This window comes from Mesorhizobium sp. B1-1-8, from assembly GCF_006442795.2.
Taxonomy (GTDB): domain Bacteria; phylum Pseudomonadota; class Alphaproteobacteria; order Rhizobiales; family Rhizobiaceae; genus Mesorhizobium.
On record NZ_CP083956.1, the window covers coordinates 1,138,039 to 1,164,724 of the forward strand.

Annotated in this window: 29 protein-coding genes and 1 pseudogene; 15 read left to right on the plus strand and 15 right to left on the minus strand. The window is 64.2% G+C overall.

Annotated features, from left to right (window positions below; all coding sequences use genetic code 11):
• Positions 1–36 precede the first annotated feature (36 nt).
• The gene (gene rpmE / locus FJ974_RS05600; protein ID WP_095804712.1) at positions 37–258 is read right to left on the minus strand and encodes a 50S ribosomal protein L31; all 222 of its coding nucleotides are present in this window, start codon (positions 256–258) and stop codon (positions 37–39) included.
• Between the two features lie 205 nt (positions 259–463).
• Here rpmE and FJ974_RS05605 point away from each other — a divergent pair, with 205 nt between their 5' ends.
• Complete coding sequence (locus FJ974_RS05605; RefSeq protein ID WP_140535912.1) at positions 464–2,266, plus strand: ABC transporter transmembrane domain-containing protein; 1,803 nt, start codon at positions 464–466, stop codon at positions 2,264–2,266.
• 59 nt (positions 2,267–2,325) lie between these two features.
• On the opposite strand, the gene FJ974_RS05610 is transcribed toward FJ974_RS05605, so the two are convergent.
• Complete coding sequence (locus tag FJ974_RS05610; protein ID WP_181177217.1) at positions 2,326–4,332, minus strand: DUF3857 domain-containing transglutaminase family protein; 2,007 nt, start codon at positions 4,330–4,332, stop codon at positions 2,326–2,328.
• Between the two features lie 201 nt (positions 4,333–4,533).
• Complete coding sequence (locus FJ974_RS05615) at positions 4,534–6,018, minus strand: carboxypeptidase M32 (protein ID WP_140535917.1); 1,485 nt, start codon at positions 6,016–6,018, stop codon at positions 4,534–4,536.
• On the opposite strand from FJ974_RS05615, the gene FJ974_RS05620 reads away from it, so the two are divergent.
• Positions 6,018–6,194, plus strand: a complete 177-nt coding sequence (locus FJ974_RS05620; RefSeq protein WP_226891495.1) for a DUF1304 domain-containing protein — start codon at positions 6,018–6,020, stop codon at positions 6,192–6,194. The two genes, FJ974_RS05615 and FJ974_RS05620, sit on opposite strands and share 1 nt — an antisense overlap.
• A 62-nt stretch (positions 6,195–6,256) precedes the next feature.
• On the opposite strand, the gene FJ974_RS05625 is transcribed toward FJ974_RS05620, so the two are convergent.
• The 9 genes from FJ974_RS05625 to FJ974_RS05665 all read right to left on the minus strand — a co-directional run bounded on the left by FJ974_RS05625 (position 6,257) and on the right by FJ974_RS05665 (position 14,670).
• Positions 6,257–6,682 (minus strand): hypothetical protein, encoded by a 426-nt coding sequence (locus FJ974_RS05625; protein WP_140535919.1) that lies wholly within the window; start codon positions 6,680–6,682, stop codon positions 6,257–6,259.
• A 247-nt stretch (positions 6,683–6,929) separates the two neighbouring features.
• Positions 6,930–7,958: a peptidoglycan -binding protein gene (locus FJ974_RS05630; RefSeq protein ID WP_140535922.1), complete on the minus strand. Its 1,029-nt coding sequence runs from the start codon at positions 7,956–7,958 to the stop codon at positions 6,930–6,932.
• 1 nt (position 7,959) lies between these two features.
• A complete protein-coding gene (locus tag FJ974_RS05635; protein WP_140535924.1) occupies positions 7,960–8,982 on the minus strand; it encodes a MotA/TolQ/ExbB proton channel family protein in 1,023 nt (340 codons plus the stop codon).
• A 185-nt stretch (positions 8,983–9,167) separates the two neighbouring features.
• Positions 9,168–9,854 carry a PAQR family membrane homeostasis protein TrhA gene (gene trhA, locus FJ974_RS05640; protein ID WP_140535927.1) on the minus strand — a complete coding sequence of 229 codons (687 nt, stop codon included), beginning with the start codon at positions 9,852–9,854 and terminating at the stop codon, positions 9,168–9,170.
• Between the two features lie 218 nt (positions 9,855–10,072).
• On the minus strand, positions 10,073–10,873 hold the full coding sequence (locus FJ974_RS05645) for an inositol monophosphatase family protein (RefSeq protein WP_140535929.1): 801 nt from the start codon (positions 10,871–10,873) through the stop codon (positions 10,073–10,075).
• A gap of 77 nt (positions 10,874–10,950) precedes the next feature.
• A complete protein-coding gene (efp, locus tag FJ974_RS05650; RefSeq protein WP_140535932.1) occupies positions 10,951–11,517 on the minus strand; it encodes an elongation factor P in 567 nt (188 codons plus the stop codon).
• 117 nt (positions 11,518–11,634) lie between these two features.
• The gene (locus tag FJ974_RS05655; protein ID WP_181177220.1) at positions 11,635–12,723 is read right to left on the minus strand and encodes a tetratricopeptide repeat protein; all 1,089 of its coding nucleotides are present in this window, start codon (positions 12,721–12,723) and stop codon (positions 11,635–11,637) included.
• Between the two features lie 31 nt (positions 12,724–12,754).
• Entirely contained in the window at positions 12,755–13,402 is a 648-nt protein-coding gene (locus tag FJ974_RS05660; protein WP_140535937.1) for a thiamine phosphate synthase, read from the minus strand.
• A 170-nt stretch (positions 13,403–13,572) separates the two neighbouring features.
• Positions 13,573–14,670, minus strand: coding sequence for an adenylate/guanylate cyclase domain-containing protein (locus tag FJ974_RS05665; protein WP_140536179.1), 1,098 nt, complete (start codon positions 14,668–14,670; stop codon positions 13,573–13,575).
• Between the two features lie 162 nt (positions 14,671–14,832).
• Here FJ974_RS05665 and FJ974_RS05670 point away from each other — a divergent pair, with 162 nt between their 5' ends.
• Positions 14,833–15,267: an SRPBCC family protein gene (locus tag FJ974_RS05670; protein ID WP_140535940.1), complete on the plus strand. Its 435-nt coding sequence runs from the start codon at positions 14,833–14,835 to the stop codon at positions 15,265–15,267.
• Positions 15,268–15,303: 36 nt separating this feature from the next.
• On the opposite strand, the pseudogene FJ974_RS30280 reads toward FJ974_RS05670, so the two are convergent.
• Positions 15,304–15,404: pseudogene (locus tag FJ974_RS30280) on the minus strand (GNAT family N-acetyltransferase); the annotation flags it as partial.
• Between the two features lie 126 nt (positions 15,405–15,530).
• Here FJ974_RS30280 and FJ974_RS05675 point away from each other — a divergent pair.
• Positions 15,531–16,292 (plus strand): sulfite exporter TauE/SafE family protein, encoded by a 762-nt coding sequence (locus tag FJ974_RS05675; RefSeq protein WP_140535943.1) that lies wholly within the window; start codon positions 15,531–15,533, stop codon positions 16,290–16,292.
• Positions 16,293–16,327: 35 nt separating this feature from the next.
• Here FJ974_RS05675 and FJ974_RS05680 read toward each other — a convergent pair whose 3' ends face one another.
• The gene (locus FJ974_RS05680; RefSeq protein ID WP_140535945.1) at positions 16,328–16,879 is read right to left on the minus strand and encodes a DUF2269 family protein; all 552 of its coding nucleotides are present in this window, start codon (positions 16,877–16,879) and stop codon (positions 16,328–16,330) included.
• Between the two features lie 550 nt (positions 16,880–17,429).
• Between FJ974_RS05680 and FJ974_RS05685 the strand changes: the two genes are divergently transcribed.
• The 7 genes from FJ974_RS05685 (at position 17,430) to FJ974_RS05715 (ending at position 22,168) form a co-directional block, all read left to right on the plus strand.
• The gene (locus FJ974_RS05685) at positions 17,430–17,960 is read left to right on the plus strand and encodes a DUF1465 family protein (protein ID WP_140535948.1); all 531 of its coding nucleotides are present in this window, start codon (positions 17,430–17,432) and stop codon (positions 17,958–17,960) included.
• Positions 17,961–18,181: 221 nt separating this feature from the next.
• Positions 18,182–18,694 (plus strand): crossover junction endodeoxyribonuclease RuvC, encoded by a 513-nt coding sequence (gene ruvC / locus FJ974_RS05690; protein WP_140535950.1) that lies wholly within the window; start codon positions 18,182–18,184, stop codon positions 18,692–18,694.
• A 56-nt stretch (positions 18,695–18,750) separates the two neighbouring features.
• On the plus strand, positions 18,751–19,020 hold the full coding sequence (locus FJ974_RS05695) for an AbrB/MazE/SpoVT family DNA-binding domain-containing protein (RefSeq protein ID WP_140535953.1): 270 nt from the start codon (positions 18,751–18,753) through the stop codon (positions 19,018–19,020).
• Positions 18,998–19,432, plus strand: a complete 435-nt coding sequence (locus FJ974_RS05700; protein ID WP_140535955.1) for a type II toxin-antitoxin system VapC family toxin — start codon at positions 18,998–19,000, stop codon at positions 19,430–19,432. Before FJ974_RS05695 ends, FJ974_RS05700 begins: the two co-directional genes overlap by 23 nt.
• Positions 19,429–20,049 (plus strand): Holliday junction branch migration protein RuvA, encoded by a 621-nt coding sequence (ruvA, locus tag FJ974_RS05705; RefSeq protein WP_140535958.1) that lies wholly within the window; start codon positions 19,429–19,431, stop codon positions 20,047–20,049. Before FJ974_RS05700 ends, ruvA begins: the two co-directional genes overlap by 4 nt.
• A gap of 43 nt (positions 20,050–20,092) precedes the next feature.
• On the plus strand, positions 20,093–21,130 hold the full coding sequence (gene ruvB, locus FJ974_RS05710) for a Holliday junction branch migration DNA helicase RuvB (protein WP_140535960.1): 1,038 nt from the start codon (positions 20,093–20,095) through the stop codon (positions 21,128–21,130).
• 135 nt (positions 21,131–21,265) lie between these two features.
• Complete coding sequence (locus tag FJ974_RS05715) at positions 21,266–22,168, plus strand: metallophosphoesterase (protein WP_140535963.1); 903 nt, start codon at positions 21,266–21,268, stop codon at positions 22,166–22,168.
• A gap of 70 nt (positions 22,169–22,238) precedes the next feature.
• Here FJ974_RS05715 and FJ974_RS05720 read toward each other — a convergent pair whose 3' ends face one another.
• A complete protein-coding gene (locus tag FJ974_RS05720) occupies positions 22,239–23,489 on the minus strand; it encodes a glycoside hydrolase family 5 protein (protein ID WP_140535965.1) in 1,251 nt (416 codons plus the stop codon).
• Between the two features lie 54 nt (positions 23,490–23,543).
• On the opposite strand from FJ974_RS05720, the gene ybgC reads away from it, so the two are divergent.
• The 4 genes from ybgC (at position 23,544) to FJ974_RS05740 (ending at position 26,679) form a co-directional block, all read left to right on the plus strand.
• On the plus strand, positions 23,544–24,014 hold the full coding sequence (gene ybgC / locus FJ974_RS05725) for a tol-pal system-associated acyl-CoA thioesterase (protein ID WP_140535968.1): 471 nt from the start codon (positions 23,544–23,546) through the stop codon (positions 24,012–24,014).
• Between the two features lie 309 nt (positions 24,015–24,323).
• Positions 24,324–25,034 carry a protein TolQ gene (gene tolQ / locus FJ974_RS05730; RefSeq protein WP_140535970.1) on the plus strand — a complete coding sequence of 237 codons (711 nt, stop codon included), beginning with the start codon at positions 24,324–24,326 and terminating at the stop codon, positions 25,032–25,034.
• Positions 25,035–25,043: 9 nt separating this feature from the next.
• Positions 25,044–25,505, plus strand: coding sequence for a protein TolR (tolR, locus tag FJ974_RS05735; RefSeq protein ID WP_140535973.1), 462 nt, complete (start codon positions 25,044–25,046; stop codon positions 25,503–25,505).
• A 7-nt stretch (positions 25,506–25,512) separates the two neighbouring features.
• On the plus strand, positions 25,513–26,679 hold the full coding sequence (locus FJ974_RS05740; RefSeq protein ID WP_140535976.1) for a hypothetical protein: 1,167 nt from the start codon (positions 25,513–25,515) through the stop codon (positions 26,677–26,679).
• The last annotated feature ends 7 nt before the right edge of the window (positions 26,680–26,686 follow it).

Sequence of the window (26,686 nt, forward strand, 5' to 3'; positions counted from 1 at the left end):
GGCGGGTTTTTGATCTGCGACAAAGCGGATAAAAGCTTAGAGGCCGAAACCTTCGAAACGCTTCTTGAACTTTGACAGGCGGCCGCCGCGGTCGAGCAGGGTCTGCTGGCCGCCGGTCCAGGCCGGGTGCGTGGTCGGGTCGATGTCGAGGTTCATCGTGTCGCCTTCCTTGCCCCAGGTCGAACGGGTCGTATATTCGGTGCCGTCGGTCATGACGACCTTGATGGTGTGGTAGTCGGGATGGATATCTGCCTTCATTGGTCTGTTCCTGGCTTGCCGGCGCTGCTGACGGGCCCATGGCCTGCGTCGATGCGCCCCTTTTTAAAACTCGAAGCCGCAGCTAATGAAAAGCCACGGCTTCTAAAACGGTCGGCGAGCCTATACATCAGCCGGAATTGAATCACAAGGCCGCGGCAAGCGCATATTGAGGCGCATGACCGCCAAGTGGCCAGAGGAAACGCTCATGGCGGATATCGGTGGCAGTCCAGGCGAGCGCAGGCGCTCGATCCGGCCGCTCAGACGCCTTTTTCCGTACATCACCCGCTACCGGACATTGGTCGCCGGCGCCATCATCTCGCTGATCGTGGCGGCGGTAACGACGCTAGCCTTGCCGATGGCCGTGCGGCGCATGATCGACCACGGTTTCATCGGGTCGGGCTCCGCCTTCATCGCCGAGTATTTCGCCGCCCTTGTAGCGATGGCGGCTGTGCTGGCGGCGGCCTCGGCCAGCCGCTACTATTTCGTCATCACCCTGGGCGAACGTGTCGTCGCCGACATCCGCCGCGACGTGTTCGCCCATGTCACGACCTTGTCGCCGGCCTTCTTCGATACCGCGCAATCCGGCGAGATCGTGTCGCGACTTGCCGCCGATACCACGCAGGTGAAGTCGGCGGTCGGCGCCACCGCCTCGGTCGCGCTGCGCAACGTCATCCTTGGTGTCGGCGCGGTGGCGATGATGGTGGTCACCAGCCCGAAGCTTTCCGGCCTGGTCATCGCCGCCATTCCGCTGATCGTACTGCCGCTGGTCGCCTTCGGCCGCTCGGTGCGGCGCAGGTCGCGGCAGGCGCAGGATACGCTGGCCGAGGCAACCGCCTACGCCAGCGAGCAGATCGGATCGGTGCGCACGCTGCAGGCCTTCACCAATGAAAAGCTGGTCACCGGCCGCTTCTCGGCCGCGGTCGAGGCAGCCTTCGAGGCGGCGCGGAGCTCGATCTTCGCCCGCTCCTTCCTCACCTTCTTCGCCATCTTCATGATCTTTTCCTCGGTGGTGGCGGTGCTCTGGTTCGGCTCGCGCGACGTGCTTGCCGGCACGATGTCGCCTGGCACGCTCAGCCAGTTCCTGCTCTATTCGGTGTTCGCCGCCGGCGCGCTTGGCGCCCTGTCGGAGGTGTGGAGCGAGTTGTCGCAGGCGGCGGGCGCAGCCGAAAGGCTGACCGAGATCCTGGCCGAGAAACCGGCCATCCAGCCGCCCACCGATCCCGTGCCATTGCCGGCCAAGGCGAGGGGCGCGATCAGCTTCGACGACGTCTCCTTCTCCTATCCGGCACGGCCCGACCGCGCCGCCGTGCACGGCCTGAGCTTCCAGGTGAAGCCCGGCGAGACGGTGGCGATCGTCGGCCCCTCGGGCGCCGGCAAAAGCACGGTCTTCTCGCTGATCCTGCGCTTCTACGATCCGGAAAGCGGGCGCATCGCCATCGACGGCATCAATGTGCGCGAAGCCGATCCCGCCGCCATCCGCGAACGCATCGCCATCGTGCCGCAGGACGTCACCATCTTCGCGGCAAGTGCCGCCGACAACATCGGCTTCGGCCGGCCTGGCGCCGGCAAGGCCGAGATCGAGGCGGCAGCGAAGGACGCGCTTGCCGACGAATTCATCCTCAAGCTCGACAAGGGCTATGACAGCCAGGTCGGCGAGCGCGGCGTGACGCTGTCGGGCGGACAGCGGCAGCGTGTGGCGATCGCCCGCGCCATCCTGCGCAACGCGCCGATCCTGCTGCTCGACGAGGCGACCTCGGCGCTCGACGCCGAAAGCGAGACGCTGGTGCAGACGGCGCTGGAGCGGCTGATGCAGGGCCGCACCACCATCGTCATTGCCCACCGGCTGGCGACGGTGCTCAAGGCCGACCGCATCCTGGTCATGGAAGGCGGGCGCATCGTCGAGGAAGGCACCCACCAGAGCCTGGTCGCCAGGGGCGGCACCTATGCGCGGCTCGCCAAGCTGCAGTTCGAGACTGGAGCCAGCGCCTTCAGGGGCGCGGCGGAGTAGGGCGCTTTGCCTTTGCGCAATTGCGAACTGCTGCGAACTCTTTTTCGGAACTGCTCTCGCTACCGGTTCCGCCCATAGGCCACGTACAGCGGCAAAACTACAAACAGGGATAGCAGCACCATGGCGGTGAGGAGCTGCGGCACGGGCTTGTCGGAAGCGGGAGCTGGCGGATTCTCGGGCGCGTCCTGATAGGTGAAATCATACGTCCAGTCGATATTATTGGCGACGTCCTTGACCGACTTCAGATAGTCGCTGATCGCCCTGGCCGGAACCTCGCTCGCCAGGGTCCGGAAATTCCACTCGACCTCGAAGGTGGTCGGCGTGTTGCTCCAGGAAGCCTTCAGCGACAGATAGGGCGTGACGACATTCTTGATGTCTTCGCCGGAGAACCTTGCCTTCAGATTGCTGACCGTCATCTTGTGACTGCGGTAGACGGGAGATCCAAGCGAGATCGGGCCGACGCGGTCGACCATGGTCGGGGTCGGCAGATCGGTGCCGATATCGGCTGGCTTGATCGGAAAATTCTTGGCGAGATCGTTGGCGGCAAGCGCCTGCGCCGACAGTTGATAGCTCTCCCTGACGTTGACGATGTTGCCGTCGCGATTGTCGAAGACCTCCAGCTTCTGAGTGCTCTCGATGCCGGGGTAACGCTTGCTGTAATATTTCAGATAGGTGTCGGACAGCTCGCTCACCGAGCGGCTGGCCAGCCTGCTGCGCATGCCGTCGGCTTCGGCGCCTGCATAGGTCGAAAGCACCGACAGCGTCAGATGGCCGTCGGGCTTGTCGGGAAAGGAAAACTCCTCGGCGACCTTGAGCGAAGGACTTGTCAGTTCCTGGCTCGGCATCTTCTCCAGCGCGCCGTTGCCGAAAAGCGGCAGGGCGAAGCCGTAGTCCGGCTGCGGATAATCATTCGCATCGCCGCCTTGCAGGTAGTTGGTGGCATCCAGCCAGTATGTCTTTTCCCCGATCGTCGCCTTGACGATAGCGTGGTCGAAATCGCGCAGCGCCGGCAGATGCTGGTCCAGCGCCCGGCCCTGGTCGAGATCGGCAAGTGCTGCCTGCGCCGACACGCCGAGCCTGGCCAGTGCCGAGACAAGCAGCAGCGCCTTGTCCTTGCAGTCGCCAAAGCCGCTCTGGATGACCGTCGCCGGATCGCGCGGAATATACGAGCCGGACCCCATCGAGAGGCTGACATAGCGGATCTCGTCCTGCACCAGGCGCATCGCCTGGATCATGCGATCCTCGGGCAGCGGATGCCTGGCCGCGATCTCGTCCAGCTTGGCGGAGAAGGCCGCCGGAAGGGTGGTGGCAGGCTTGTAATAGGGTTGAACGGCGTCCACCACGCTCTGCCAGCTTGCCGTCGACGAGACGTCTATCGTGCCCCAGGCCGGAAACGCCGCCGGCACGTTGTCCTCGACTTTGACGGGTTTGGGATCGGCGATCTCCCAGAGATAAACGGTGTCCGTTCCCGATGCGGAGATGGCGGGCTTGATCCCGGTGCCTCGCGGCTTGATCGCCAGTGGCTGCGCCGCCGGCCAGGTGATGCTGGTGCGGATCAGCCCCACCGGCTCTTCCCACTCGGTCGAGAAGTTATAGAAAAACAGGCCTTTGCCAACGAGCGGCGTTATCTCGTAGGTTTCCGCATAGTCCACCACATCGCCGACGCGCACGTCGTCGATATTGACATGGGCGGTCAGCCAGCCGTCATAGATGCCCTTTTCGGCGTCCTTTTCCTGCCGGAAGATGTCGAACTTGACGTCGTCCAGCCGGTCCAGCACCGCGCCGTCGCGGATGATGCGCAGATGGTTGAGGGTGACCTTGTGCCTGGACGGATCGAACTGCAGGTCGATGCCGGCGCCCTGCTCCAGCCCGGGGCGATCGACGATCTTGTAGACCGTGCGCGAATAGTCGTCGTAACCATGCTCGCGGTGGATGATCTGTTCGTCCGCCAGCAGCCATGAGATGCCGTTCTTGATCTGGTCGGCCCGTGCCGGATCCGCCTGGGGGATATCGACCAGCCTGATCCAGTCGGCCTCCGGTCCCTTGCGAACGACTTCATCCGCCATGGCGGAAGAACCGAGGCCGGTCAATAAGATCACAAAGAGAAGGAGGCAGCGCAAAGAGCTGACCCCACGAAGACTGCTACCCACCAACATCCAAGCCCACTGACGCAAAGAAGGCCCTTTTTCAGAGTCTTTCCGGCCAAAGTAAAGACTTGGCCAAACAAGTTTTGCGCGTCTTGATCCAGAAACGCCGGCGAGCTCGTGTCAGTTGCCGTAGCGTCGGCGCAAATGTTCGGTGAAATAGGCGGCGTTGAGCTTCTCGCCTGTGGCGCGTTCGAGCAGTTCCGGCGTCGACCAGCGCGAGCCCTGCGACCAGATTTTGTCGCGGCGCCAGTCGTTGACGGCGCTGAAGTCGCCCTTGGCGAGATCCTCATCGGCTGAGGGATGCTCTCTGGTCAAAGCCGCCCATTGCTGCGCGGCCATCATGGCGCCCAGCGTGTAGGACGGGAAATAGCCGAAGGCGGCGCCCGGCCAGTGCACGTCCTGCATCGGACCGTCGGCCGGGTTGTCGATGGTCGACAGGCCCAGATAGTCGCGCATCTTGGCGTCCCAGGCTTCGGGCAGGTCGGCCGCCTCCAGCCGGCCGGAGACAAGCTCCTGCTCGAGTTCGTAGCGCAGGATGACATGCAGCGGATAGGTGACCTCGTCGGCGTCGACGCGGATCAGGCCGCGCTCGACCCGATGCACATGCGGCAGGATGTCGTCGAGCGACCAGGCTTCGCCGAGATGCCTTTCGACCACCGGCAGCGCCCAGCGCCAGAAGGCCGGATTGCGGCCGATCTGCTTTTCGACGAACAGGCTCTGGCTCTCATGCACCGCCATGCCGCGCGCCTTGCCGAGCGGCCAGTGGGCCCAGGCTTTGGGCAGGTTCTGTTCGTAGAGCGCGTGGCCAGTCTCGTGCAGCACGCCCATCAGCGCCGACAGGAAATCCGAGGTCTTGTAGCGGGTGGTGATGCGCACGTCGCTCGGCACGCCGCCGCAGAAGGGATGGTGCGACACCGACAGCGAGCCGTGGGTGAGGTCGAAGCCGACCGCCGCCATCATGGCGAGGCCGAGTTCGCGCTGCTTGTCGATGGCGTAGCTGCCGGACAGCGGCTTCAGCGGATGTTTCGCCAGCCGCGCGTCCTGCATGGCGAGCGCCTGCGGCAGGAAATCTCTGAGGAAGGCCTTGAGTTCGGTGAACACCGGCGTGATGTCGGCGGCGCGGTTGCCGGGATCATACTGCTCCATCAGCGCGTCATACGGGTTGAGGCCAAGCGCGTCGGCGCGCAGCGCCGCTTCCTCACGCACCAGCACCACCACCCCTTCCAGCGCCGGCAGGAAGCCTGCCCAATCGTTCTTGGCGCGCAGATCGCGCCAGAGCTGCTCGGAACGCATGCGCGCCGTCGTCTGGCGCTCGACGAATTCGGCTGGCAGGCAGGTGAGGTTGGTGTATTGCCGGCGCAATTCCCGGACCGCCGCCTGCTGCTCCTCGTTCAGCGATTCGGCTTCGGCGGCGGCGATCCAGTCGGCGATCTCGGGAGCGGTCGCCTGACGGTGCAGCATGCCGGCAAGCGCCGACATCGCCTCGGCGCGCTTCTCGCCGCCGCCGACCGCCATATGGGTGGCCTCGTCGGCGCCGAGGATGGCGAGCGCATGCTCCAGCGCTTCGAGCTTATGGCCGAGGTCGTCGAGTTTTTTGAAGGACATTGACGGATCCGAGCTTCAAAATTGGCTGGCGGGAAAAGATACCAACGCGTCGGGGTTGGCAACCCTGCGTCACCATTGCCGGTCTCGACGGCAGGGCGACGGTCGGCCGAAAGATCCTGTTCATCCAGATGCTGCCGGCGGCTCTCGCCATCATCGTGCTGCGGCTGGGCTGGTGACAGAAAAGACGCCCTCGGGACGTAAGGTCCCTCGGGCGTCAGCAAGTCCCTTCCTCTGGGATTCAGCCGTTCGGATAGTGGCCGCCGTCGGAGCCATCGCCAATCAGGAAGCCGCTGCCGGTATCGACCATCAGCTTTTGGTCGACATTGTCGAGGCGGCGCAACAGGTCCTTGTACTGCCCAGCAGGAATCCGGCCGCGATCGGAACCGGCGACGCGCTCGGCAGCCTGGCTGATATGCGCGGCGCGCATATGCAGCCGCTGCGCCTCGGAAGCCGAGATGGTGTTGGCTTCACGCGCGTCGGTGATGCCCCGATCGACGCCCTGGACCTGTTCGACAAGGCTGGTCACGCGCGGTCCGGTCATATTGGCCGGATCGGTCGCGTCGAGGGCGCCCCGGCGATGACCGGCGGCATAGGCGCCGGCAACCGGGGCGGCGATCAGAACCGCAGCAATGGTTGCAGTCTTGAGAGATGTTGAAGCGCGCATGACGGCGCATCCTTCTGGTGGGGAAGAAAGCGGCCGCGCCGCATCCTTCCGATTTTCGGGCCGTCCGGTTCCGTCGCGTCGCGATGGGAGGTATCGCCGGCGGTCCCCGGCCCTGCGCGGCAAATTAGGAGCGCCCGATCACCAAGTGTAATTAAAAAAAGATAATGTTTTCAGGCCTTGCCGCTCGCCTTTTGCGCCCTAGAGTTGAGCCGGCGAACAAATTCGCGCGATTTCGCGTGATGATAAGTCAACGTTCGGTGAGCTTCAGTTCAATGCGGCGGTTCTTGCTGCGCGCCTCATCGGTGTCGGCCGGGTCGAGAGGCTGGAACTCGCCGAAGCCGGCGGCGACCAGCCGGTTGGCCGGCACGCCGTTCTCGATCAGGAACTTGACCACCGAGGTCGAGCGCGCCGTCGACAATTCCCAATTGTCGCGGTAGCGGCCGGTGCCGGACAGCGGCTTGTTGTCGGTGTGGCCATCGACGCGCAGCACCCAGTTGATCTCCGGCGGGATCTCCTTCTGCAGTTCGATGATGGCGTCGGCGAGCTTCTTCATCTCGACCTTGCCGGCATCGTTGATCACCTCGGAGCCGGTCGGAAACAACACTTCGGACTGGAAAACGAAACGGTCGCCGACGATGCGGATGTTCTCGCGGTCGGCGAGGATCTCGCGCAGCCGGCCGAAGAAGTCGGAGCGGTAGCGGTTGAGCTCCTGGACGCGCTGCGCAAGCGCTACGTTCAGGCGGCGGCCGAGATCGGCGATCTTGGTGTTGGAATCGCGATCGCGCTGCTCGGACACGTTGAGCGCATCCTCCAGCGCGCCGATCTGCTTGCGCAGCGCCGCGATCTGCTGGTTGAGGATCTCGACCTGGCTCAGCGCCTGCTGGCTGATCTGGCGCTGGCTGTCGAGCTCGCCGGAAAGCGCGGTGGCGCGCTGGTTGGCCGCGTCGCCGTCGCCGGCGCCCCGCGCCAGCAATTGTTGCAGCCGGCTTTTTTCCGCTTCGGCCGCCGACAGCGAGGCCTGCAGATTGGCGAGCGAATCTTCCTTGTCCTGCGTGTTCGAGCGTTCCAGCGCCAGCAACTGGGTCAGTTCGTTGATCTGCGAGTTGAGGCGGTTGAGCACCGTGTCCTTGCCGGAAATCTCGCGGCTGAGCAGGAACTGCGCCAGCACGAAGACGGTGAGCAGGAACATGATCGCCAAAAGCAGCGTCGACAGCGCGTCGACGAAGCCCGGCCAGTAATCGATGCGCCGATCGGCACGCCGCCTTGCCAGCGCCACCTCAGTGGACCCCTTGCTTCTTCAAGGCGTCGGCGATCTTCTCGAGTGTGTTGCGCATCGCCTTCTGCTCGTCGGACTGAGCCTCGACCCAGTCGCGCATGATCTGCTGTTCGGAGCGCATGTTCTTGACCAGGCCGGAAATGCCGTCGGCAAGGTTGGCCATGGCGGTGGCGACGCGCGGGTTGGAGCCGCCGCCATTCTCCTGCAGGCTGCGCAGCCGCTCCGACAAAAGACGGATTTCCTCGGACGGCTCGGCCGCCCGGGCCTGGTCTGAGACGACGATGTCGGAGGAGAGATCGGTGACCGAGGAGAGCCAGTTTTCGAGCTCGGTGTAGAAACGGGTCTGGGCGCGGCCGGCCTGCAGGTCGAGGAAGCCGAGCACCAGCGAGCCGGAAAGACCGAACAGCGAGGACGAGAAGGCGGTGCCCATGCCGGCTAGCGGCGCCGACAGACCCTGCTTCAACGCATCGAGCACCGCGGCGGCGTCGCCGGTGCCGGGATCGAGCGCCTCGATGGTCTCGCGGATCGAGGCGATGGTGTTGAGCAGGCCCCAGAAGGTGCCGAGCAAGCCGAGGAAGACCAGCAGCCCGACCAGATAGCGCGAGGTGTCGCGGCTTTCGTCGAGCCGGGTGGCGATGGAATCGAGCATTGTGCGCATCGAAGAGGTCGAGAACGCCATGGTCGAGGAGCGGCCGATCATCGCCTTCATCGGCGCCAGCAGCACCGGCTCGGTGGTTTCGGAGCCGGCGCGGAAGGAGTTGACCCAGCGCACCTCGCGGAACAGCCGTCCGACCTGGGTGAAGGCGAGCAGAATGCCGACCACGAGCACGCCGATGATCAGCCCGTTGAGGCCGGGATTGCTCGAGAAGGCGGTCGAGATCTGGCGGGTCAGGATGGCGGCGATGAACGCGACGATGATCAGGAAGATCACCATGGTGAGCAGGAAGACCTGCGGGCTCGACAGCTTGTGCGGATCGTAGACCAGGACGTCCGATCGCCTGCCGAAGGATCTGAGAAAAGCCATCCGTGCCCCGTTTCCGATGCCACCGCCGCAAATTTTGTCGCGACTCTAAACGGAATTGTGACCAAAATGAATGGCGCTTGGCAATATCGCCGGCGCCTCCTTGCTTTGACGCAATTCCGAACGGAGGGCTACGGCGAAGGCGCCGAGCCTAACCGCTTCACGCTTTTCCTGAACTGTTCCAGCCTTCAGAACCGGTTGATGACCAGGCAATCGACCATAGCGGCCAGATGCAGGCCGGCGCCGGTGACGACGAAACCGTGCCAGACGGCATTGTGGAAGCGCAGGCCTTTCCAGGCGAAGAAGATGACGCCGCAGGAATAGACGATGCCGCCGGCGATGATGAGCACGACCGAGGTCGTCGGCAACGTCTCGACCAGCGGTCCGGCGAGCACGACGCCGCTCCAGCCGATGGCGAGGTAGAAGACGACCGCCAGCCGGTCGTAGCGGCCTGGCACGAACATCTTGATCGCGATGCCCATGGCGGCCGCGGTCCACACCACGACGATCATCGGCGAGGCCAGCGGCGAAGTGTGGAGCTGGGCCAGGAAGGGGGTGTAGGTGGCAGCGATCAGCAGGTAGATCGCGGCATGATCGAAGCGGCGCAGGATCCATTTCGCCGGCCACGATATCGGCCACAGATTATAGGCCAGCGACACCGACAGCACGGTGAGCAGCGACACCACGTAAAAGACCGCGGCGACATATTCGCCGGGACCGGAATGGAAAGCCGCCAGCGCCAGGAAGGCGGAGCCGGCGGCGATCGCCAGCACGATGCCCACCGCATGCACGATGCCATCGGCGATCATCTCGGCGCGCGAGTAGTGCCAACGCCCTATGAAGGGGATTTCGAACTCTTGCCGGGCGGTGTTCATCGACAGACCTGCATTGCCTTAATCTGGGCGATTGCGGACCAGTATTTCAAGATTCGGTTGCGGTTTTGCGACTGCGGCGCCGCGCGTCGTTTCGACGCGCAAAGGCCGCTGCAGCACTTTGAATTTGCGCATGATCCTTTCCAAAAATCGATTCCGATTTTTGGGGTCATGCGCGAGGGCGCATCAGCGCGACCAAGTCTGTCCACGCGGTTTGCCCTTCAGCGCGGCGGGAGCGGCTTCTTTATGGTCTTCAGCAGCGCACGCTGGATGGTCTCGTTGCCGGCGACGATCCCGCCATTGTCGAGCATGTCCTGGCCGCCATCCATGTCGGAGACGAAACCGCCGGCCTCGCGGACCAGGAGAATGCCGGCAGCGATGTCCCAGGCCGACAGGCTGGTCTCCCAGAAACCATCCATGCGTCCGGCCGCGACATAGGCAAGGTCGAGGGCAGCCGAGCCGAGGCGGCGAACGCCCGACACCTCGGCCATGACATTGCGCAATTCGATCAGGAAATTGCCGTGCTGGCCGCGCCCGAGATGAGGGATGCCGCAGCCAATGACGGCATCGGTCAGCTTGATGCGGCCGGCGACCCGCAGGCGACGGTCGTTCATGAAGGCGCCGCCGCCGCGCTCGGCGGTGTAGAGCTCGTCCATCGCTGGATTGTAGACGACGCCGGCGACGATCTGGCCCTGGCGCTCCAGCGCGATCGACACCGAAAAGATCGGGATGCCGTGCAGGAAGTTGGTGGTGCCGTCGAGGGGGTCGACGATCCAGCGGTGCTGGCCGTCCTCGCCGTCGACCGTGCCGCGCTCCTCCATCAGGAAGGCGTAGCCGGGCCGCGCCTTGGACAGTTCGGTGAAGATGATTTCCTCCGCCTTGCGGTCGGCCTGGCTGACATAGTCGCCCGGACCTTTCATCGAGACCTGCAGGTTCTGCACTTCGCCGAAATCGCGCGACAGCGAGCGGCCGGCCTTCATCGCGGCCTGGACCATGACATTGAGAAGGGCTGAGCGTGCCATCGTAAATTTTCTTCCTGCCGCTGCTTATCGATGCATGTCGGTGACCCAAAACCGGGGCCACTTTTGGGCGACATGCATCAGTCGGCGCGGCGCACGTAGGTGATTTCGTTGGTATCGACGATGATGCGCTCGCCGGCGCCGATAAAGGGCGGCACCAGGACGCGGATGCCGTTCTCCAGCACCGCCGGCTTGTAGGAGGAGGCGGCCGTCTGGCCCTTCACCACCGGGTCGGCCTCGGTGATGGTCAGCGTCACATAATCGGGCAGCGAAATGCCGATCGGCCGCTCCTCATAGAGCTGGACTGTCACCATCATGCCGTCCTGCAGGAAGGCGGCGCGGTCGCCGACGAAGTCCTTCGCCAGTTCGAGCTGTTCGTAGCTTTCGGTGTCCATAAACACCAGCGCCTCGCCCTGCTCGTAGAGGAAGGAAAAATCCTTCAGATCAAGCCGGATCTGCTCGACCGTCTCGGCCGAACGGAAGCGTTCGTTGAGCTTGGTGCCGTTGATCAGGTTCTTCAATTCGACCTGGTTGTAGGCGCCGCCCTTGCCGGGCTTGACGGTGTTGGTCTTGACCGCCACCCACAGGCCGCCATCATGCTCGATGACGTAGCCGGGACGGATTTCGTTGCCATTGATCTTGGCCATGATGAACTGATCCGGAATGAGATTTTTTCGCGCAGACCGCGCTTTTGCGCCTCCAAGACCACAAATCGACCGGAGAGGCAAGGGAGCGGGACCATGGGTGGCGTGCGGCCAGTCGCGTCAGGGCAGGCGGTTCGCCTTCTGCAGCGCCTGTTTGGTCTGGTCGTCGTCGAGGCCCTGGAGAAAATCGTCCATCTGCGGATCGATCAATCCGGCGCGGCGCGCGACGATGTACCAGGCGCCGGCCAGAATCAGATCCGGGTCGGTGCCGATGCCGCCCATATAGAGCTTGGCGAGCCGGTTCTGGGCGGCGACATTGCCGCCTTCGGCCGCCCGCTTCATCCAGGCAAAGCCCGATTTCAGGTCGCGCCCGCCGCCGCGGCCCTCGATCATCCAGGCAGCCAGATCGATCTGCGCGGTGTCGTAGTTCTGCCGCGCGGCCTGCGCCAGCAGAATGCGGGCCTGGGCGTCGTCGTGCGGCTTGCCGCCGGCGCCGTTGGCATAGAGCTGCGCCATCGCATACTGCGCGTCGGCCAAGCCGGTGGCTGCCGCGCGCTCGTAATACGCGGCAGCCTTGGCGAGGCCGCCGTCGCCCGGATCCTGCTGGACGAGAAGCTGCGCGAAATTGAACTGCGCCAGCCGGTTGCCAGCTTCGGCGGCGGCTTGCATCAGCGCATAGGCTGCCTTCTGGTCCTTCTTCACATAGCGGCCGTCGAGCAGCATCAGCGCATACTGGAACTGCGCTTCCGGCACCCCCTGCTCGGCGGCCAGCGCATACCATTTCGCCGCTTCGGCGGCGTTGAGCGGCACGCCCAGCCCGCGCGACAGGATCTCGGCCACCAGCGTCTCGGCGGCCGGATCGCCGTTCTTGGCGCGGACCACGGCGAGGTTGTAGGCGGTCTTGTAGAGCCCGCGCTGAAAGGCGCCATAGGCGGCGTCCGCCGGCTTGGCGCCGAAGCGGTCGGGATTGACGGTGTCGGCGGAAGGCGGGGTCAGCGTCGCCGGCTGCGGCAGCGGCATCTCGATTGGCTTGTCGACATGGGCGCCGACATTTGGCGCGCCGACAGCTGGCGCGCCGACATCTGGCGCACCACTCGGCGCGCCGGCGTTTGGCGCGCTCGCATCGGGCCTCGGCTGCGGCACCGGCACGGTCTCGGCCGCGACAGCGGCCTGGGCCGCCAAGCCGGCCACAATTAGCAGGGAAAGCACGAGTGCCGGGGGAAGCAGGGGCAAGCGCACGTCAACTCTCGAAGCGCGGCGCGGTTTCGTCGAGGAGCGCGTTGGCGGCGGCGACCGCCGCACGCGGATCGAGGCCGTTAGCGAAGACGGCGCTGGAGAGCGCCACGAACTCGGCCCCGGTGGCGGCGACCGTTTCGACCGAGCCGAGCTCCGATCCGGCCATGACGATGCAAGGGATCTGGATCATCTGTGCCCACCATTCGCCGAGCGACAGGTTGCGCGGGTGCGGTTCCGGCTTGTTGTCGTAGCCGAAGCGGCCGAAGAACATGTAGTCGGGCCGCTCCTCGCCAAGCTCCAGCGCGTCGTCACGGGTCTTGGCGCCGCCGGTGCCGACCATCATCTTGCCCTGCACGCGCTCGATCGTCTCGGCGAGCTCCTGCCTGCCTGCCTCGACGTGGATGCCGTCGGCCTGGACGCGGCCGGCAATACGGCTGTCGCCGGTGATGATGACGGCGACGCCGGCACTTTGAGCGACCGGCACGATCTTTTCGGCGAAAGCCTGGAAGGTAGCGTCGTCCATGCCGTTTTCGGGCAGGATCAGCGAGGCGACGTCGCCGCCTTCGAACGCCGCGCAAATGTGTTCCGCCGACGCAAGCGGCGGCGCAATCAGCACGATACGGCAGCGGTTGGGCGGCTTTGCGTCGTTCATTGGTCTTCCGGTCCCGGTTTTCGCCTATGCCGGGCGAAGATGGTTGCATTGCGGCATAGAGCAAAGCGCCCGGCTTGAACAGGCGGGCGAGGCAGGAGCGTCAGGCGTGGGCCGCCGACTGCGCCCCTTGGCCTGGCACGGCTCACCGTTTCGCGGCAACGCCGCACCGCTCATCCGTCCGGCAGGCCGAAGACGGCACACGATCTGGCGATTCCGCGCAATTGATGTTCGCCCAGCGGGACCAAGGGCGTTGATATTTCCGCCGTGACAGCCCCCGAGATCAGCACACTCCGTCCAAGCGGCCGGCACAGGGCTTCGAGCCTGCTGACGAGATTCACGGCCGGGCCGATCGCGGTGAAATCCAGCCGGTCGGCTGTGCCGACATTGCCCCACACCATGTCGCCCAGATGCAGCGCCATGCCGAACTGCAGCTCGGGCATGCCCTGTCTGGAACGAACCTGATTGAGCTGCGCCATTCCCGCCCGCGCCGCGCCGATCGCGCGCAACGCCGCCTCGCAAGCCTCCGAAGCCGAGCGCTCGCCGACAGGAAAGATCGCCAGCACCCCGTCGCCGATGAATTTCAGCACCTCGCCGCCAAAAGCGTGAACGGCGCCGGCGATGCGGTCGAAGCTAGCGTTGAGCGCCGCCACGACCTGCTCGGCGTCCGTCTCCTCCGACAGGGCGGTAAAGTCGCGCAAATCGCTGTAGAGCAGGACGGCGCGGATCGTCTCACCAACCTCGCGCCGAGAGCGGCCGGCCAACACCTGCGCCGCGCTTCGCTGCCCGAGATAGGCCTGAAGCAGCGCCGACAGCGCCGACCTGGCCGCGAGAGCGGCAAGTGGCGCGGCGGCGAAGCGCGCCACCTGGTCCAGTGTGTTCGATTCGTGCTCCGCGAGATGACGGGCCGCGACCCAATCCAGTTTTGGAGTCTCCGATTGCGCATCCTCACGCTGAGGCCCAACCGTGTAATCGTGCACAACACCGGTTCCCAGTCGCGCCAGCCATTCGCGTCCGAGATCGCCCTCCCCGGCTCCAGGCATCCTGCCGGCGCCAAAACCCAGAGCTTCCATGACGACGCCTGTCTCGGCCCGCCACAGCCAGGCGCGGCGCGTTATGATCGGATGCGGCGCGGCGAGCGTCAGGGCTCCACCGGCGAGCGGCAGCCCACCGTCAATCAGCCGCGCGCCGAGCGTAGCCAGAAAATCATCCGGTTGGATGACGCCGCCGGCGCTGTCGACCAGCCAGGCGAGAGTTGAAGAAAGCCGCATCGACACCATGATGCTTCGGCGTTCCGTCGCTGTCACCAGCGTGAACTGACCCAAGGAGATTTTTGTTGAACGGAAGGGCGATTTAGCATCGAATCGAAAGCGCTGGTCCGGCGCCGCCTGTCGGGCGAGCCATGTTGCCGCACGTCTACTCGGGAGATTTCGATGGCTGAACTGTTGATCATTCGTCGTGAGGTGCAGATCGCGGCGCCGCCGGCGACGGTCTTTGCCTTCCTGACAGATCCCGACAAGATCGTGCGCTGGATGGGAACGGAGGCAACGTCGGAGCCCAACCCCGGCGGTCTTTACTTGCTGAATTTGGCAGGAAGAGCCACGGCACGCGGCCAATTCACCGAGGTCGTACCCGTCCACCGCCTTGCCTACAGCTTCGGCTGGGAGGGCAACGACCAGGCACCGCCCGGTTCGAGCCTTGTTGAAATCGATCTGGTCGAAGAGCCCGGCGGAACGCGGGTCAAGCTCACCCATAGCGGCCTTGCCAACCAAGAGATTTGCGACAGCCATGAGAAGGGCTGGACGCACTATCTGACCCGGCTCGCAATCACCGCCGCCGGTGGCGACCCGGGACCGGACAAGATGTAGACCTGCCGCGATGCCGACAGCCAACGACGTCAACCGCTAGAATTCCAATTTGTAACCAATATGGCTGGCCTTGAAGCCGAGCCGTTCGTAGAAGCGGTGCTCGTCGAGCCGGCTCTGTTGGTCGTTAGCTGGACGACCCCGCAGCGGCCGTCACGGCATTAGTCTAGTCGATCGCCCAACAGAGGAAGCCCACATTATTGGCTATCGCGCAGAGCAGGTTGTACGCTATGGCTCGGCTCCCGCCTCCTAATACGTTTGCCCCGATGTCAGGTCTGCTCAGCGATCCATGGTTTTATGCCGCCGCCATCCCGGCGGTCATCCTTGTCGGCCTGTCGAAGGGCGGCTTCGGCGGCGCCGTCGGTTTCGTCGGCGTGCCGCTGATGGCGCTCGCCATGCCGCCGGTGCAGGCGGCCGCCATCCTGCTGCCGATCCTGTGCCTGATGGACATCGTTTCGGTGTGGATCTGGTGGGGCGTCTATGACCGCAGGATGGTGGTCGACATGATGCCGGGCGCCATCATCGGCATCGGCCTCGGCTGGCTGACGGCGGCGCTGGTCACCGAAGAGATGGTGCGGCTGATCGTCGGCGCGGTCGCGCTGGTCTTCGTGCTGCGCTGGCTCTATCTGCAGTTCCGCCACGGCGCCGATCACGCGGCGGCGCCGAACCGTGTCGCCGCCGCCTTCTGGGGCATCGTCGCCGGTTTCACCAGCTTCGTTGCCCATGTCGGCGGCCCGCCTTTCCAGGTCTACGCGCTGCCGATCCGGCTCGACCCGAAGGTACTGTCGGGGACGGCGGCGATCTTCTTTGCCGCCACCAATGCGCTGAAGCTCATACCCTATTTCGCGCTCGGCCAGTTCGACACCACCAATCTGACCGCCTCGGCGGTGCTGATGCCGCTGGCGCCGCTCGCCACCATCGCCGGCGCATGGCTGGTGCGGCGGATGCGGCCAGAGATCTTTTACCCCTTCACCTATGCGACTGTCGCGGTGGTGGCGGTCAAGCTGCTTTGGGACAGTCTCTTGTAACCGGCGGGGCGGCCGCTGGCCGCCCCCCCCCGCGATCAGGCGGCGCTCGGCACCATCTGGCGGCTGCCGCCGAAGGCCAGCGCCGCGCCCGCCACCAGCACCATCGCCATGCCGGCGAGAACGCCGATGTCGTGCACGGTCGGCTTGATCACCATGTCGGCGATGATCACCAGCATCACCGCATAGTCGAAGCGCGCCACACTCATCATGCGCTGGCCGATGGCGAGAGCGGCGGGCGTCACCCCATCCTTGGCGATCATCGCGCCTATGCGCTCGCCCGTCGGCTTGAAGATGAACATGCCGATCGAGAAGGTGGTGGCGTAGCCGGCGAGGCCGATCAGGATCCATAGCTCGGAAAAACCGACCCAGAAGCTGCACATGACGAGCCCGAAGATGAGCGTCAGCATCGACATCGGTGCGAAGAAGCGGCTGCCGAGCTGTCCGCTGGCGCGCATAGCCTGCAGCTTTTCCTCGATATTGCCGGCGCGCTCGGCAAGCACCCCGAGCAGGAACAGCACGAAGCCGCCGCCGACCCACAAAATAGCCGAGACGACGTGTAGGAATTTGATGATCGAGTACCAGTCCATGGTTTGCTCCTGGATGTCTTTCTTGATGCGCGGCGAGCGCGGATTTGCCGCCGCCGTTGAGAGGAGCGGGCGTTTAACGTGGCGCGTGTTTCGAAACGATGTCGCGAGGGCGATCGGCATGTTTCGGCACTGCAATAGAGCCGAAAAACCCGATTCTTTGCCGTTCCGGAAGGCCATGCAGCCCTGTCCTGTTCCGGGACAGAAAGGCGCATTCGGTCAAAAAATCCGCGCGGCGTTAAGACTTCATTAAGCTTTACAGGCGTTTACTACGCGCATCCAGTTTTGCTGGATTCTTACCGAGTGGTTGGAGCCACTTTGTTTGACGCCTCCCTGTTAAACTCCTGAGAGCCGCCTTATCCGCGGCTCTTTTTTTGTCCGCAGGCCAGGAACATCTTTTGTCCGCTGCCAAGGGACGGCGGCGTTAACCGTTTGTTAAACATGCGCTTGCCTTCATGGGCTTCGAAGCGCATTTTCAAGCCTCAGTCATTTAGGGTGCAGGACGTATCGGCGAGGATGCCGAATCGACTTGCGGCAGTGCAGGGGCGTAGCGATGAACGAGCCTTCGAAGGGCAGCGCGAAAACCATCAAGCTGGCGGAACGCCGGGTTTTCTCCCAATCCTTCAAGCCGCTCTACCAGGAGGGCATGGGCCTGGTCGAGCAGGCGGCCGAATATCTCGACGGCAAGGGCAGGCTCGAGGCCAAGAAACTGTCGCGCACGGCAGCGACGCTCTATGCCGCCGAATCGATGCGGCTCACCACCCGCCTGATGCAGGTCGCCTCCTGGCTCTTGTTGCAACGGGCGGCGAATTCCGGCGAGATGACCCGCGACCAGGTCGCCTCGGAAAAATCCAAGGTGCGCCTCGACACCGCGTCCGCGCATGACGAGGCGCTCGGCTGGAACGAGTTGCCGAAGGAGTTCCTCGGGCTGGTCACCCGTTCCCTGCGCCTGCAGGCGCTGGTGCGGCGCATGGACGAGGAAATCTACGGCGGCGTCCTGCAGGAATCGCCGTCGGCCGGCCGCAGGGCCAATCCGGTCTCCGACCAGATCAGCCTGCTCAACACCGCGTTCGCACGCGGCTGAGAGAACGTTTCATAATTCTACTCCGGCGGCCATCTGGCATGGCCTTCTGCGCTTCCGGTGCTCACGTACTTGAATGTACGCTCCGCTCCGGTTCTCGAAGACCAAGCCAGCTGACTCGCCGGAGCGAATTCTAAAACGTTCTCTCGGCGGGTTTCCGCTACCCGTTTCTGCTTTGTTCACATTTCGCTGGCATCGCCATGCGCCACGGTTAGACTTGGCGCATGGGGGAAGCGATTCGCATCATCGGCATCGATCCGGGCTTGAGGCGCACCGGCTGGGGCATCGTCGAGAGCCTCGGCAATTCATTGCGCTTCATCGCCTCCGGCACTGTGCGTTCCGACGACAAGGCGTCACTCGCGACGAGGCTCTGCCAATTGCACGATGGGCTGGCCGAGGTGCTGCATCAGGCGATGCCGCATGAGGCCGCGGTCGAGCAGACCTTCGTCAACAAGGACGCGACGGCGACGCTGAAGCTCGGCCAGGCGCGTGGCGTTGCCATGCTGGTTCCGGCCCGCGCCGGCCTGGTGGTCGCCGAATATGCCCCCAATGCGGTGAAGAAGGCTGTGATCGGCGTTGGCCATGGCGAAAAGAAGCAGATCCACATGATGGTCAAGGTGCTGATGCCGAAGGCGATCTTTGACACCGACGACGCGGCGGACGCGCTGGCCATCGCCATCTGCCACGCGCATCACCGCCAGAGCCTCGCCTACCGGATGGCGGCGCTGGCGGGGTGAGCATGTTCTTGACTTGTTCCTCGTGATTCTGTAAGTAATACTTCTGAGGTATTACCATGCGGGTCACGACCAAGGGTCAAGTTACAATCCCCAAACAAATAAGGGATCACCTGGGTATAGGGCCGGGCTCCGAGGTGGAGTTCGTCGCCACGAACGAGGGCGCCCGGCTTGTCGCCGTCAACGAAAACGTTTCCGAGGAAGAAGCGTCCCGCAGATTTAAGGACGTTCTCGCCGGCATGGCTGGAACCCTGGATCTGGGGGGCATGACTGCCGACGACTACATCGAATGGCTGAGGGGACCGCGTGAAGATCTCGACGTTGATTGACACGAATGTGCTGATCGACGTCTGGGGACCGGCCGGACCGCTGACGGAATGGTCAGCAGATGCGATTGCTTCCTGTCACCGCGAAGGCGCATTGGTCATCAACACGATCGTCTGGTCCGAACTCGCGCCGCTGATAGCGACAGAAGCGCAGCTCAAGAGAGCGGTCGAAAAGCTGGAGATGGATCGTGAGTTTCTGCCTTGGGAAGCGGCATTCCTCGCCGGTATCACGCATTCCCGTTACCGCCGGGCCGGCGGCGTCCGGGAACGAACCTTGCCGGATTTTTTCATCGGCGCCCATGCGGCCGTCGCTGGGCACCGTCTCTTGACACGCGACGCCGCCCGTTACCGCAGCTATTATCCCGATCTCGATATCATCTCTCCGGAAACGCATCCCATGAGCGCCAGCACATGATCGGCAAGCTGAAGGGCACGCTGGACGAGGTCGAGGAGGATTTCTGCGTCGTCGACGTGCACGGCGTCGGCTATGTCGCCTATTGCTCGACGCGCACGCTGGCCGCGCTACCCTCGCCCGGCGAGGCGGTGGTGCTGTTCATCGAGACCTATGTGCGCGAGGACATGATCCGGCTCTATGGTTTCCAGTCGGTGCTGGAGCGCGAATGGTTCCGGCTCTTGATGAACAATGTGCAAGGCGTCGGCGCCAAGGTGGCGCTGGCGATCCTGTCGACGCTGACGCCGGCCGAACTCGCCAATGCCATCGCTTTGCGCGACATCGCCATGGTCTCCCGCGCCCCCGGCGTCGGCAAAAAGGTGGCCGAGCGCATCGTCACCGAATTGCGGACCAAGGCGCCTGCCTATGCGGGTGCGGCCACCGGCACGATCGGGCTGAAGCAGGAGCTTGGCGAAGGCGTGGCGCCCGCGCCGATCACCGACGCGGTCTCGGCATTGGTCAATCTCGGCTATTCGCGCGACATCGCCGCCAATGCCGTTTCGGCGGCGCTGAAGACGGCCGGCGAGGGCGCCGACGCCTCCAAGCTGATCCGCTTCGGGTTGAAGGAACTGGCGCGGTGAGGCGCTGCTTGTCCCAGTCCTTGCCGTATGCAAGGAAGGCGGCATGAACCTTTCGCCCCGCCTCATTGCCCCCGACAAGCGCGGCGAGGATGCCGACCAGACGCTGCGGCCGCAGACGCTCGACGAATTCGTCGGCCAGGCGGCGGTGCGGGCCAATTTGAAGGTCTTCGTCGATGCCGCCAAAGGGCGCGGCGAGGCACTCGATCATGTGCTGTTCGTCGGTCCGCCCGGCCTCGGCAAGACGACGCTGGCGCAGATCATGGCGCGCGAGCTCGGCGTCAATTTCCGCTCGACCTCGGGTCCTGTCATCGCCAAGGCCGGCGATCTGGCGGCGCTGCTTACCAATCTCGAGGATCGCGATGTGCTGTTCATCGACGAGATCCACCGCCTCAATCCAGCGGTCGAGGAAATCCTTTATCCGGCAATGGAGGATTTCCAGCTTGATCTCATCATCGGCGAAGGACCGGCGGCTCGCTCGGTCAAGATCGACCTTGCCCGTTTCACGCTGGTCGCCGCGACGACCAGGCTCGGGCTTTTGACCAATCCGCTGCGCGACCGTTTCGGCATTCCGGTCAGGCTCAATTTCTACACGGTCGAGGAACTGGAGCAGATCGTGCGCCGCGGCGCCCGCATCCTGCAGATGCCGCTCGGCGACGACGGCGCGCTGGAGATCGCAAGGCGCGCCCGCGGCACGCCGCGCATCGCCGGCCGGCTCTTGCGCCGGGTGCGCGATTTCGCCTCCGTCGCCGGCGACGGCCATGTCGACAAGCGTATCGCCGACGAGGCGCTGACGCGGCTGGAAGTCGACGGGCTCGGCCTCGACGCGCTCGACCGACGCTATCTGTCGATGATCGCCCGCAATTTCGGCGGCGGCCCCGTCGGCATCGAGACGATCGCGGCCGGGCTTTCCGAGCCACGTGACGCGATCGAGGACATCATCGAGCCCTATCTCATCCAGCAGGGTTTCATCCAGCGCACGCCGCGCGGCCGCGTGCTGACCGCCAATGCCTGGCGGCATCTCGGCCTAGATGCGCCGAAGGATCTTGCCCAGCAGCAGATCAGCCTGTTCCAGGAAGAGTAACGGACATTTGTCTTGCCGTTGCGCGGCAAACGGCTTGTCTGCGCAAAATCTCCTCACCTTCGCCAGCGTGAGGGCGCAATTGCCGGCTCTAACGCGAGCCTCGATGGAATTGTATCGCAAACCCGTGGCCGACCGATGATCACCAGACGTGGTTTCCTGCGCCTCATCGGCGGCTCGTTCTTCTCCATGGTGTCGCTTAGCGCCTATGCCGTCGGCATCGAGCCGATGCTGCTCACCCATGTGCAGCGCTATTCGCTGACGCCGCCGCACTGGCCCGCTGGTCTCAAGTTGCGCATTGTGGCGCTGGCCGACATCCACGCCTGCCGGCCCTGGATGACGCCGGAGCGCATCGCCTCGCTTGCCGCCGAGGCCAATGCGCTGCAGCCGGATCTGATCGTCCTGCTCGGTGATTATACCGCCGGCACCAAGCTGGTGACCGGCTGGGTGCGGGTGGCGGAATGGGCCGAGGCGCTGTCGGGGCTGAAGGCGCCGCTCGGCGTGCTCTCGATCCTCGGCAATCACGACTGGTGGACCGATATTTTTGCGCAGCGCGCCGAAGCCGGCCCAACCCAGTCGCGCAAGGCGCTCGAGCATGTCGGCATTCCCGTGCTGGAGAACGATGTCGTGCGGCTGGAAAAAGATGGGCATGGGTTCTGGATCGCCGGACTGGCGGACCAGCTTGCTTTGCTGCCCAACAAAGCGAAAGGCCGTCACGGCTTCCAAGGTCTGGATGACCTGGACGGCACCTTGGCCAAGGTGAAAGGAAGCGATCCGATCATCCTGCTCGCGCATGAGCCTGACATTTTTCCCAAGGTGCCATGGCGGGTGTCGCTTACGCTCTCCGGCCACACCCATGGTGGACAGGTGCGGCTGTTCGGCTATTCGCCGGTGGTGCCTTCGGACTATGGCAACCGCTTCGCCTATGGCCATGTCGTGGAAAACGACCGCAATCTGATCGTTTCCGGCGGGCTCGGCTTCAGCATCGTGCCTGTGCGTTTCGGCGTGCGGCCGGAGATCCTGCAGATCGATCTCGGCTGAAGTTCCGCTCTATGTATTGTTTTTACGCAATTCCGGACGGAAAACCGCTGCGCACTTTTCCTGGAATTGCTTAACGCAGCGATTTGATCGCGTTCATCACGTCGGGCTCGGCCTTGTCGCCATCGAAGGCGTCGACGACGCCGAAAGCGCCGCCATAGCTCCACAGCGACCAGGAAAAGCCGTGCGCCTCGGCGCGCGCGATCATGTCCCGCACGTAAGCCGCCCGATATCGCGCCGGCATGACATAGGCGTTGCCGTATTCCTGGCGGATCATGCCGAACTCGCCGAGCGTGATGTCTTCCGGTTTGATGCCGTTGGCCTTCGCCCAGGTCTCGACCGTGTCGAACGGCGCGTCCATGATGCCGAGCAGCTTGTCGGGGCCGTCCAGGTTCGCCAGCTGCTCGTCGAGATAGGCAAGCAGGCCGCGCCGGCGGGTCCAGGACGCCTCGGCTCTGATCCTGTCGCGGATGGTGTTCAGCGTCACATCCAGTTGCTCGCGCGGCACCGCGGTCAACGGATATGGCAGGCCGGTGACATATTGAATGAAATCGCCTGCCCAGGTCGCGCCCTGATGCGTCAGCAGGAACGGATCGTAGGAATGGAAGGTCCAGATGATGTTGTCGTCTGGGATCGTCTTCGGATCGATCCTGGCCAGCGAAGCCGCGTTGGAATAACAGCCGCCGGTGAGGATTAAAGTCAGCTTCGTTGCGGAAGACCGCGCGGCCGCGAACAATTTCTTCTGGCGATCGGGCCACAGGTTCGTGCCGTCGCTGTCGCAATCGACGATCGGCTCGTTCATCAGTTCCAGGGCGACCTGGCCTGCATCCTCTGCAGCCAGCGTGCGCGCCATCTTGCGCACGACCTCGGTATAGGCTTCGAAGGTGGCGGGATCGTCCATCACCTGGCTCATGCCGATCTTGCGGTTGCCGCCGGCCGGGATCAGATGCAGGTCGACGATGACCTTCAGGCCAGCTCGATTGATCATGCGCGCCGAGTCCAGCACGCTGGCATAGAGGTCGTCGCGCAAGGCAAGCGTCCGGTCGGAGAGGAACGGCGAAGGATCGACCGGCATGCGCAGGAAATCGAAGCCTGCGTCCTTGAGCGCCTCGAGATCGTCCTCCTTCATGAACTTGCGCCAGTCCGGATAGGGCAGGATCGCCTCGCGATCGCCCCATTTGTCCTCGCCCGGCCATGTCGTCCACTGGTCGAGGTTGAGGCCGCGCTTCATCGAAAACGACGCCGCGCCGGCCGGCAATGCCAGCGGGCCGAGCGTCAGCAGCGCCGCCAGCAAGGTCTTGATCATCGCTCTCAACAGTGCCATCCCGTTTCCCGCGCCGAAAACACCTGCCCGCTCGGGCCGTAAAAGGAAAGCGCGATGGACGATCATGGTGAATCGGCGCTCAGCGCCGGACTTTCCGGAGCGCTGACGGAATTCGGCCACCGCCTGATGGCGCGGGTCTATTACGCCGATACCGATTTCTCCGGCGTCGTCTACCATGCGCGCTATCTCGAATTCCTCGAGCGCGGCCGCTCCGACTATCTCAGGTTCGCCGGCGTCCATCACACCGAATTGGCTGAAGGCAAGCACGGCGAGCGCATTGTCTGGGTGGTGCGGCGCATGGAGATCGACTTTCGCGCGCCGGCCCGCATCGACGACATCCTGACCATCGACACGCGCACCGAGGGCATTTCCGGCGCCCGCATCTTCATGGCGCAGCAACTGAAGCGTGGCGGCGAGGTGCTGGTCGAGGCAAAGGTCGAGGCGGCGATCATCGGCGAGAATGGCCGGCCGAGGCGATTCCCGCGGGAATGGGTAGCAGCATTCATGCCGAAAGGTCGCGGCTGACATCTCGGCGGTCGCGTCGGCCTCGTCCGGAGCACAACCAGCGGCACCGGAAGGGAAGCCACCCTGGCAAGCGCGGCAATGCGCCGCGCCATGCGTCCTAACCCATCCTTAACCATAACGGTTCATGAAGGAATCGGTGAAGATTGGCGCAATCCGCGCGCCTTCCTTTCACCAACATTTGCCCCGAAAAGGCCGCGAAACGGTGCATTCGGGGGCTATCCGCAAGCGTCAAGCTTCGCGCGATCGGACCAAAGGGATGCCCATGGGCCAGCCGCCAGCAATGCCCGGAAAATCTTAAGGACTTAAGTCATGGAAAACATCGCACTTGCCGACCCGGGCGCGCATTTGTCGATCTGGGCCCTGTTCATGCAGGCCGGCTGGGTGGTCAAGCTGGTGATGATCGGGCTGCTTTGCGCCTCGATCTGGACCTGGGCGATCATCATCGACAAGCTCGTCGCCTTCGGCCGCATGCGGCTGGCGCTCAACCGTTTCGAGCAGGTGTTCTGGTCGGGGCAGTCGCTGGAAGAGCTCTACCGCACGCTTGCCGACCGCAAGACCAGCGGCATGGGCGCGATCTTCGTCGCCGCCATGCGCGAGTGGAAGAAGAGCTTCGAGAAGGGCGCCAAATCGGCGCTGGCGCTGCAGACGCGCATCGACAAGGCGATGGACCTGGCGCTGACCCGCGAGATGGAAAGGCTGGAGGGACGCCTCGGCTTCCTCGCCACCACCGGCTCGGCCGCCCCGTTCATCGGCCTGTTCGGCACCGTCATCGGCATCATGACGTCGTTCCAGGCGATTGCGGCTTCCAAGAACACCAGCCTGTCGGTGGTTGCGCCCGGCATCGCCGAGGCGCTCTTGGCGACGGCCATCGGCCTGCTCGCCGCCATCCCCGCCGTCATCGCCTACAACAAGCTGTCATCGGATGCGAACAAACTCGCGGTGCGCATGGAAGGGTTCGCGGACGAGTTCTCCGCCATACTCTCGCGCCAAATCGATGAAAAAGTCGTGCAGAAGGCCTGAGGGACGATCATGGGAATGTCTGCTGCAAGCGCAGGTGGCATAGGGCGAGGCGGGCGCGGCCACAGGCGGCGCGGGCGCCATCACGGGCTGATTTCGGAAATCAACGTCACGCCGATGGTCGACGTGATGCTGGTGCTGTTGATCATCTTCATGGTCGCGGCGCCGCTGCTGACGGTCGGCGTGCCGGTCGACCTGCCCGATACACGGGCCAAGGCGATGAATGTCGACACCCAGCCGATCACCGTCTCGATCGACGCCATGGGCAAGATTTTCCTGCAGGAAACCGAGATCCCGATCGAGGAGCTTGTGGCCAAGCTGCAGGCGATCTCGAAGACCGGTTATGACGAGCGCATCTTCATCCGCGGCGACAAGTCGACGGACTATGGCACCGCGATGAAGGTCATGGCTCGCATCTCGGCCGCCGGCTACAAGAATATCGGCCTGGTTTCGCTGCAGGAACAGGACCAATAGACGTCAGATGCGGACCGGCCTCACCTCATCGGTGATCTTGCATGCGGTAGCGCTGGCCTTCGGGCTGTTCACGCTGTCGTCGCCGCCTGCCATGCCGGCCACCGACGTGGAATCGGTGGCGGTCGACATCGTGCCGATGGAGGCGATTGCACAGACGCTGCAGGGCAACAAGAAGTCGGTAATGCATGAGAAGCCCGCACCGCTGCCGACCAAACGGCCCGATGTCGTGCCCCACGCCGAGAAGGTCGGGGAAAACACTGTCGACACCGAGAAGCCGGTAACGGACGACGCCAAACCAAAACCGGTCGACAAGACCTCCGCGCCGCCGCCAGCACCGACGCCGACCGAGAAGCCGGCCGCTGAAGACGTGCCCAAGCCGCAGGAGAAGCCGAAGCCGGTGCCGGCGACGGAAGTGGCGCCGACGCCGGCGCCGAAGGAAGAGGTCAAGCCCGAGCCGGTCAAGCAAACGGATCCCAAGCCGACCCCGGCCAAAGAGCCGACGCCGACGCCGCCGCAAGACAAGACCGCGGCCATCCAGCCGAAGGAAGAAGTCAAGCCCGACGCGGTGGCCGAGGCCATTGCCAAGGATCAGCCGACCGAGGAAGCAAAGCTGCCGGATTCGGCGCCTGCGCCGGAAGCGCGCCCGAAGCCGCAGCCGGCCCAGGCCGAGAGCCCCAAGGCGCCGGACCGCAAGGATGCCGAAAAGCCGGTGAAGGAAGCCTCCTCCAAACGGAAGTCGGATGACAAGCAGTTCAACGCCGACGAGATTTCCGCGCTGCTCGACAAGCAGAAGCCTTCCGGCGGCGGCGCCAAGCGCTCGACCCAGCAGGCATCGCTCGGTGGCGAAAAAAACCAGGGCACCAAGCTTTCGCAGAGCGAGATCGATGGGCTGAAGACGCAGATAAAACGCTGCTGGAATGTGACCCCCGGTACATTTGACGGCGACAATATGAAGGTCACCATCAGGGTGAAACTGAACCAGAGCGGCGAGGTCGATGGAGCTCCGGAAATCGTCGATGGCGGTGATGGCTCCATGGGCGCTCGCATCGCGTCGGAAGGGGCACGGCGCGCGGTGCTGCGATGCGCACCCTACAATCTGCCCGCCGCGAAATATGATGGCGAGCTGGGGTGGAATGAGGTCGAGGTAACATTCATCCCAAGCGACATTTACTGACTTGCCG

Coding starts and splice junctions, on each gene's coding strand:
- rpmE (WP_095804712.1), bottom strand. CDS start 258: ATGAAGGCAGATATCCATCCCGACTACCACACCATCAAGGTCGTCATG.
- FJ974_RS05605 (WP_140535912.1), top strand. CDS start 464: ATGGCGGATATCGGTGGCAGTCCAGGCGAGCGCAGGCGCTCGATCCGG.
- FJ974_RS05610 (WP_181177217.1), bottom strand. CDS start 4,332: ATGGCGGATGAAGTCGTTCGCAAGGGACCGGAGGCCGACTGGATCAGG.
- FJ974_RS05615 (WP_140535917.1), bottom strand. CDS start 6,018: ATGTCCTTCAAAAAACTCGACGACCTCGGCCATAAGCTCGAAGCGCTG.
- FJ974_RS05625 (WP_140535919.1), bottom strand. CDS start 6,682: ATGCGCGCTTCAACATCTCTCAAGACTGCAACCATTGCTGCGGTTCTG.
- FJ974_RS05635 (WP_140535924.1), bottom strand. CDS start 8,982: ATGGCTTTTCTCAGATCCTTCGGCAGGCGATCGGACGTCCTGGTCTAC.
- trhA (WP_140535927.1), bottom strand. CDS start 9,854: ATGAACACCGCCCGGCAAGAGTTCGAAATCCCCTTCATAGGGCGTTGG.
- FJ974_RS05645 (WP_140535929.1), bottom strand. CDS start 10,873: ATGGCACGCTCAGCCCTTCTCAATGTCATGGTCCAGGCCGCGATGAAG.
- efp (WP_140535932.1), bottom strand. CDS start 11,517: ATGGCCAAGATCAATGGCAACGAAATCCGTCCCGGCTACGTCATCGAG.
- FJ974_RS05660 (WP_140535937.1), bottom strand. CDS start 13,402: ATGAACGACGCAAAGCCGCCCAACCGCTGCCGTATCGTGCTGATTGCG.
- FJ974_RS05665 (WP_140536179.1), bottom strand. CDS start 14,670: ATGCGGCTTTCTTCAACTCTCGCCTGGCTGGTCGACAGCGCCGGCGGC.
- FJ974_RS05670 (WP_140535940.1), top strand. CDS start 14,833: ATGGCTGAACTGTTGATCATTCGTCGTGAGGTGCAGATCGCGGCGCCG.
- FJ974_RS05675 (WP_140535943.1), top strand. CDS start 15,531: ATGTCAGGTCTGCTCAGCGATCCATGGTTTTATGCCGCCGCCATCCCG.
- FJ974_RS05680 (WP_140535945.1), bottom strand. CDS start 16,879: ATGGACTGGTACTCGATCATCAAATTCCTACACGTCGTCTCGGCTATT.
- FJ974_RS05685 (WP_140535948.1), top strand. CDS start 17,430: ATGAACGAGCCTTCGAAGGGCAGCGCGAAAACCATCAAGCTGGCGGAA.
- ruvC (WP_140535950.1), top strand. CDS start 18,182: ATGGGGGAAGCGATTCGCATCATCGGCATCGATCCGGGCTTGAGGCGC.
- FJ974_RS05695 (WP_140535953.1), top strand. CDS start 18,751: ATGCGGGTCACGACCAAGGGTCAAGTTACAATCCCCAAACAAATAAGG.
- ruvA (WP_140535958.1), top strand. CDS start 19,429: ATGATCGGCAAGCTGAAGGGCACGCTGGACGAGGTCGAGGAGGATTTC.
- ruvB (WP_140535960.1), top strand. CDS start 20,093: ATGAACCTTTCGCCCCGCCTCATTGCCCCCGACAAGCGCGGCGAGGAT.
- FJ974_RS05715 (WP_140535963.1), top strand. CDS start 21,266: ATGATCACCAGACGTGGTTTCCTGCGCCTCATCGGCGGCTCGTTCTTC.
- FJ974_RS05720 (WP_140535965.1), bottom strand. CDS start 23,489: ATGGCACTGTTGAGAGCGATGATCAAGACCTTGCTGGCGGCGCTGCTG.
- ybgC (WP_140535968.1), top strand. CDS start 23,544: ATGGACGATCATGGTGAATCGGCGCTCAGCGCCGGACTTTCCGGAGCG.
- tolQ (WP_140535970.1), top strand. CDS start 24,324: ATGGAAAACATCGCACTTGCCGACCCGGGCGCGCATTTGTCGATCTGG.
- tolR (WP_140535973.1), top strand. CDS start 25,044: ATGGGAATGTCTGCTGCAAGCGCAGGTGGCATAGGGCGAGGCGGGCGC.
- FJ974_RS05740 (WP_140535976.1), top strand. CDS start 25,513: ATGCGGACCGGCCTCACCTCATCGGTGATCTTGCATGCGGTAGCGCTG.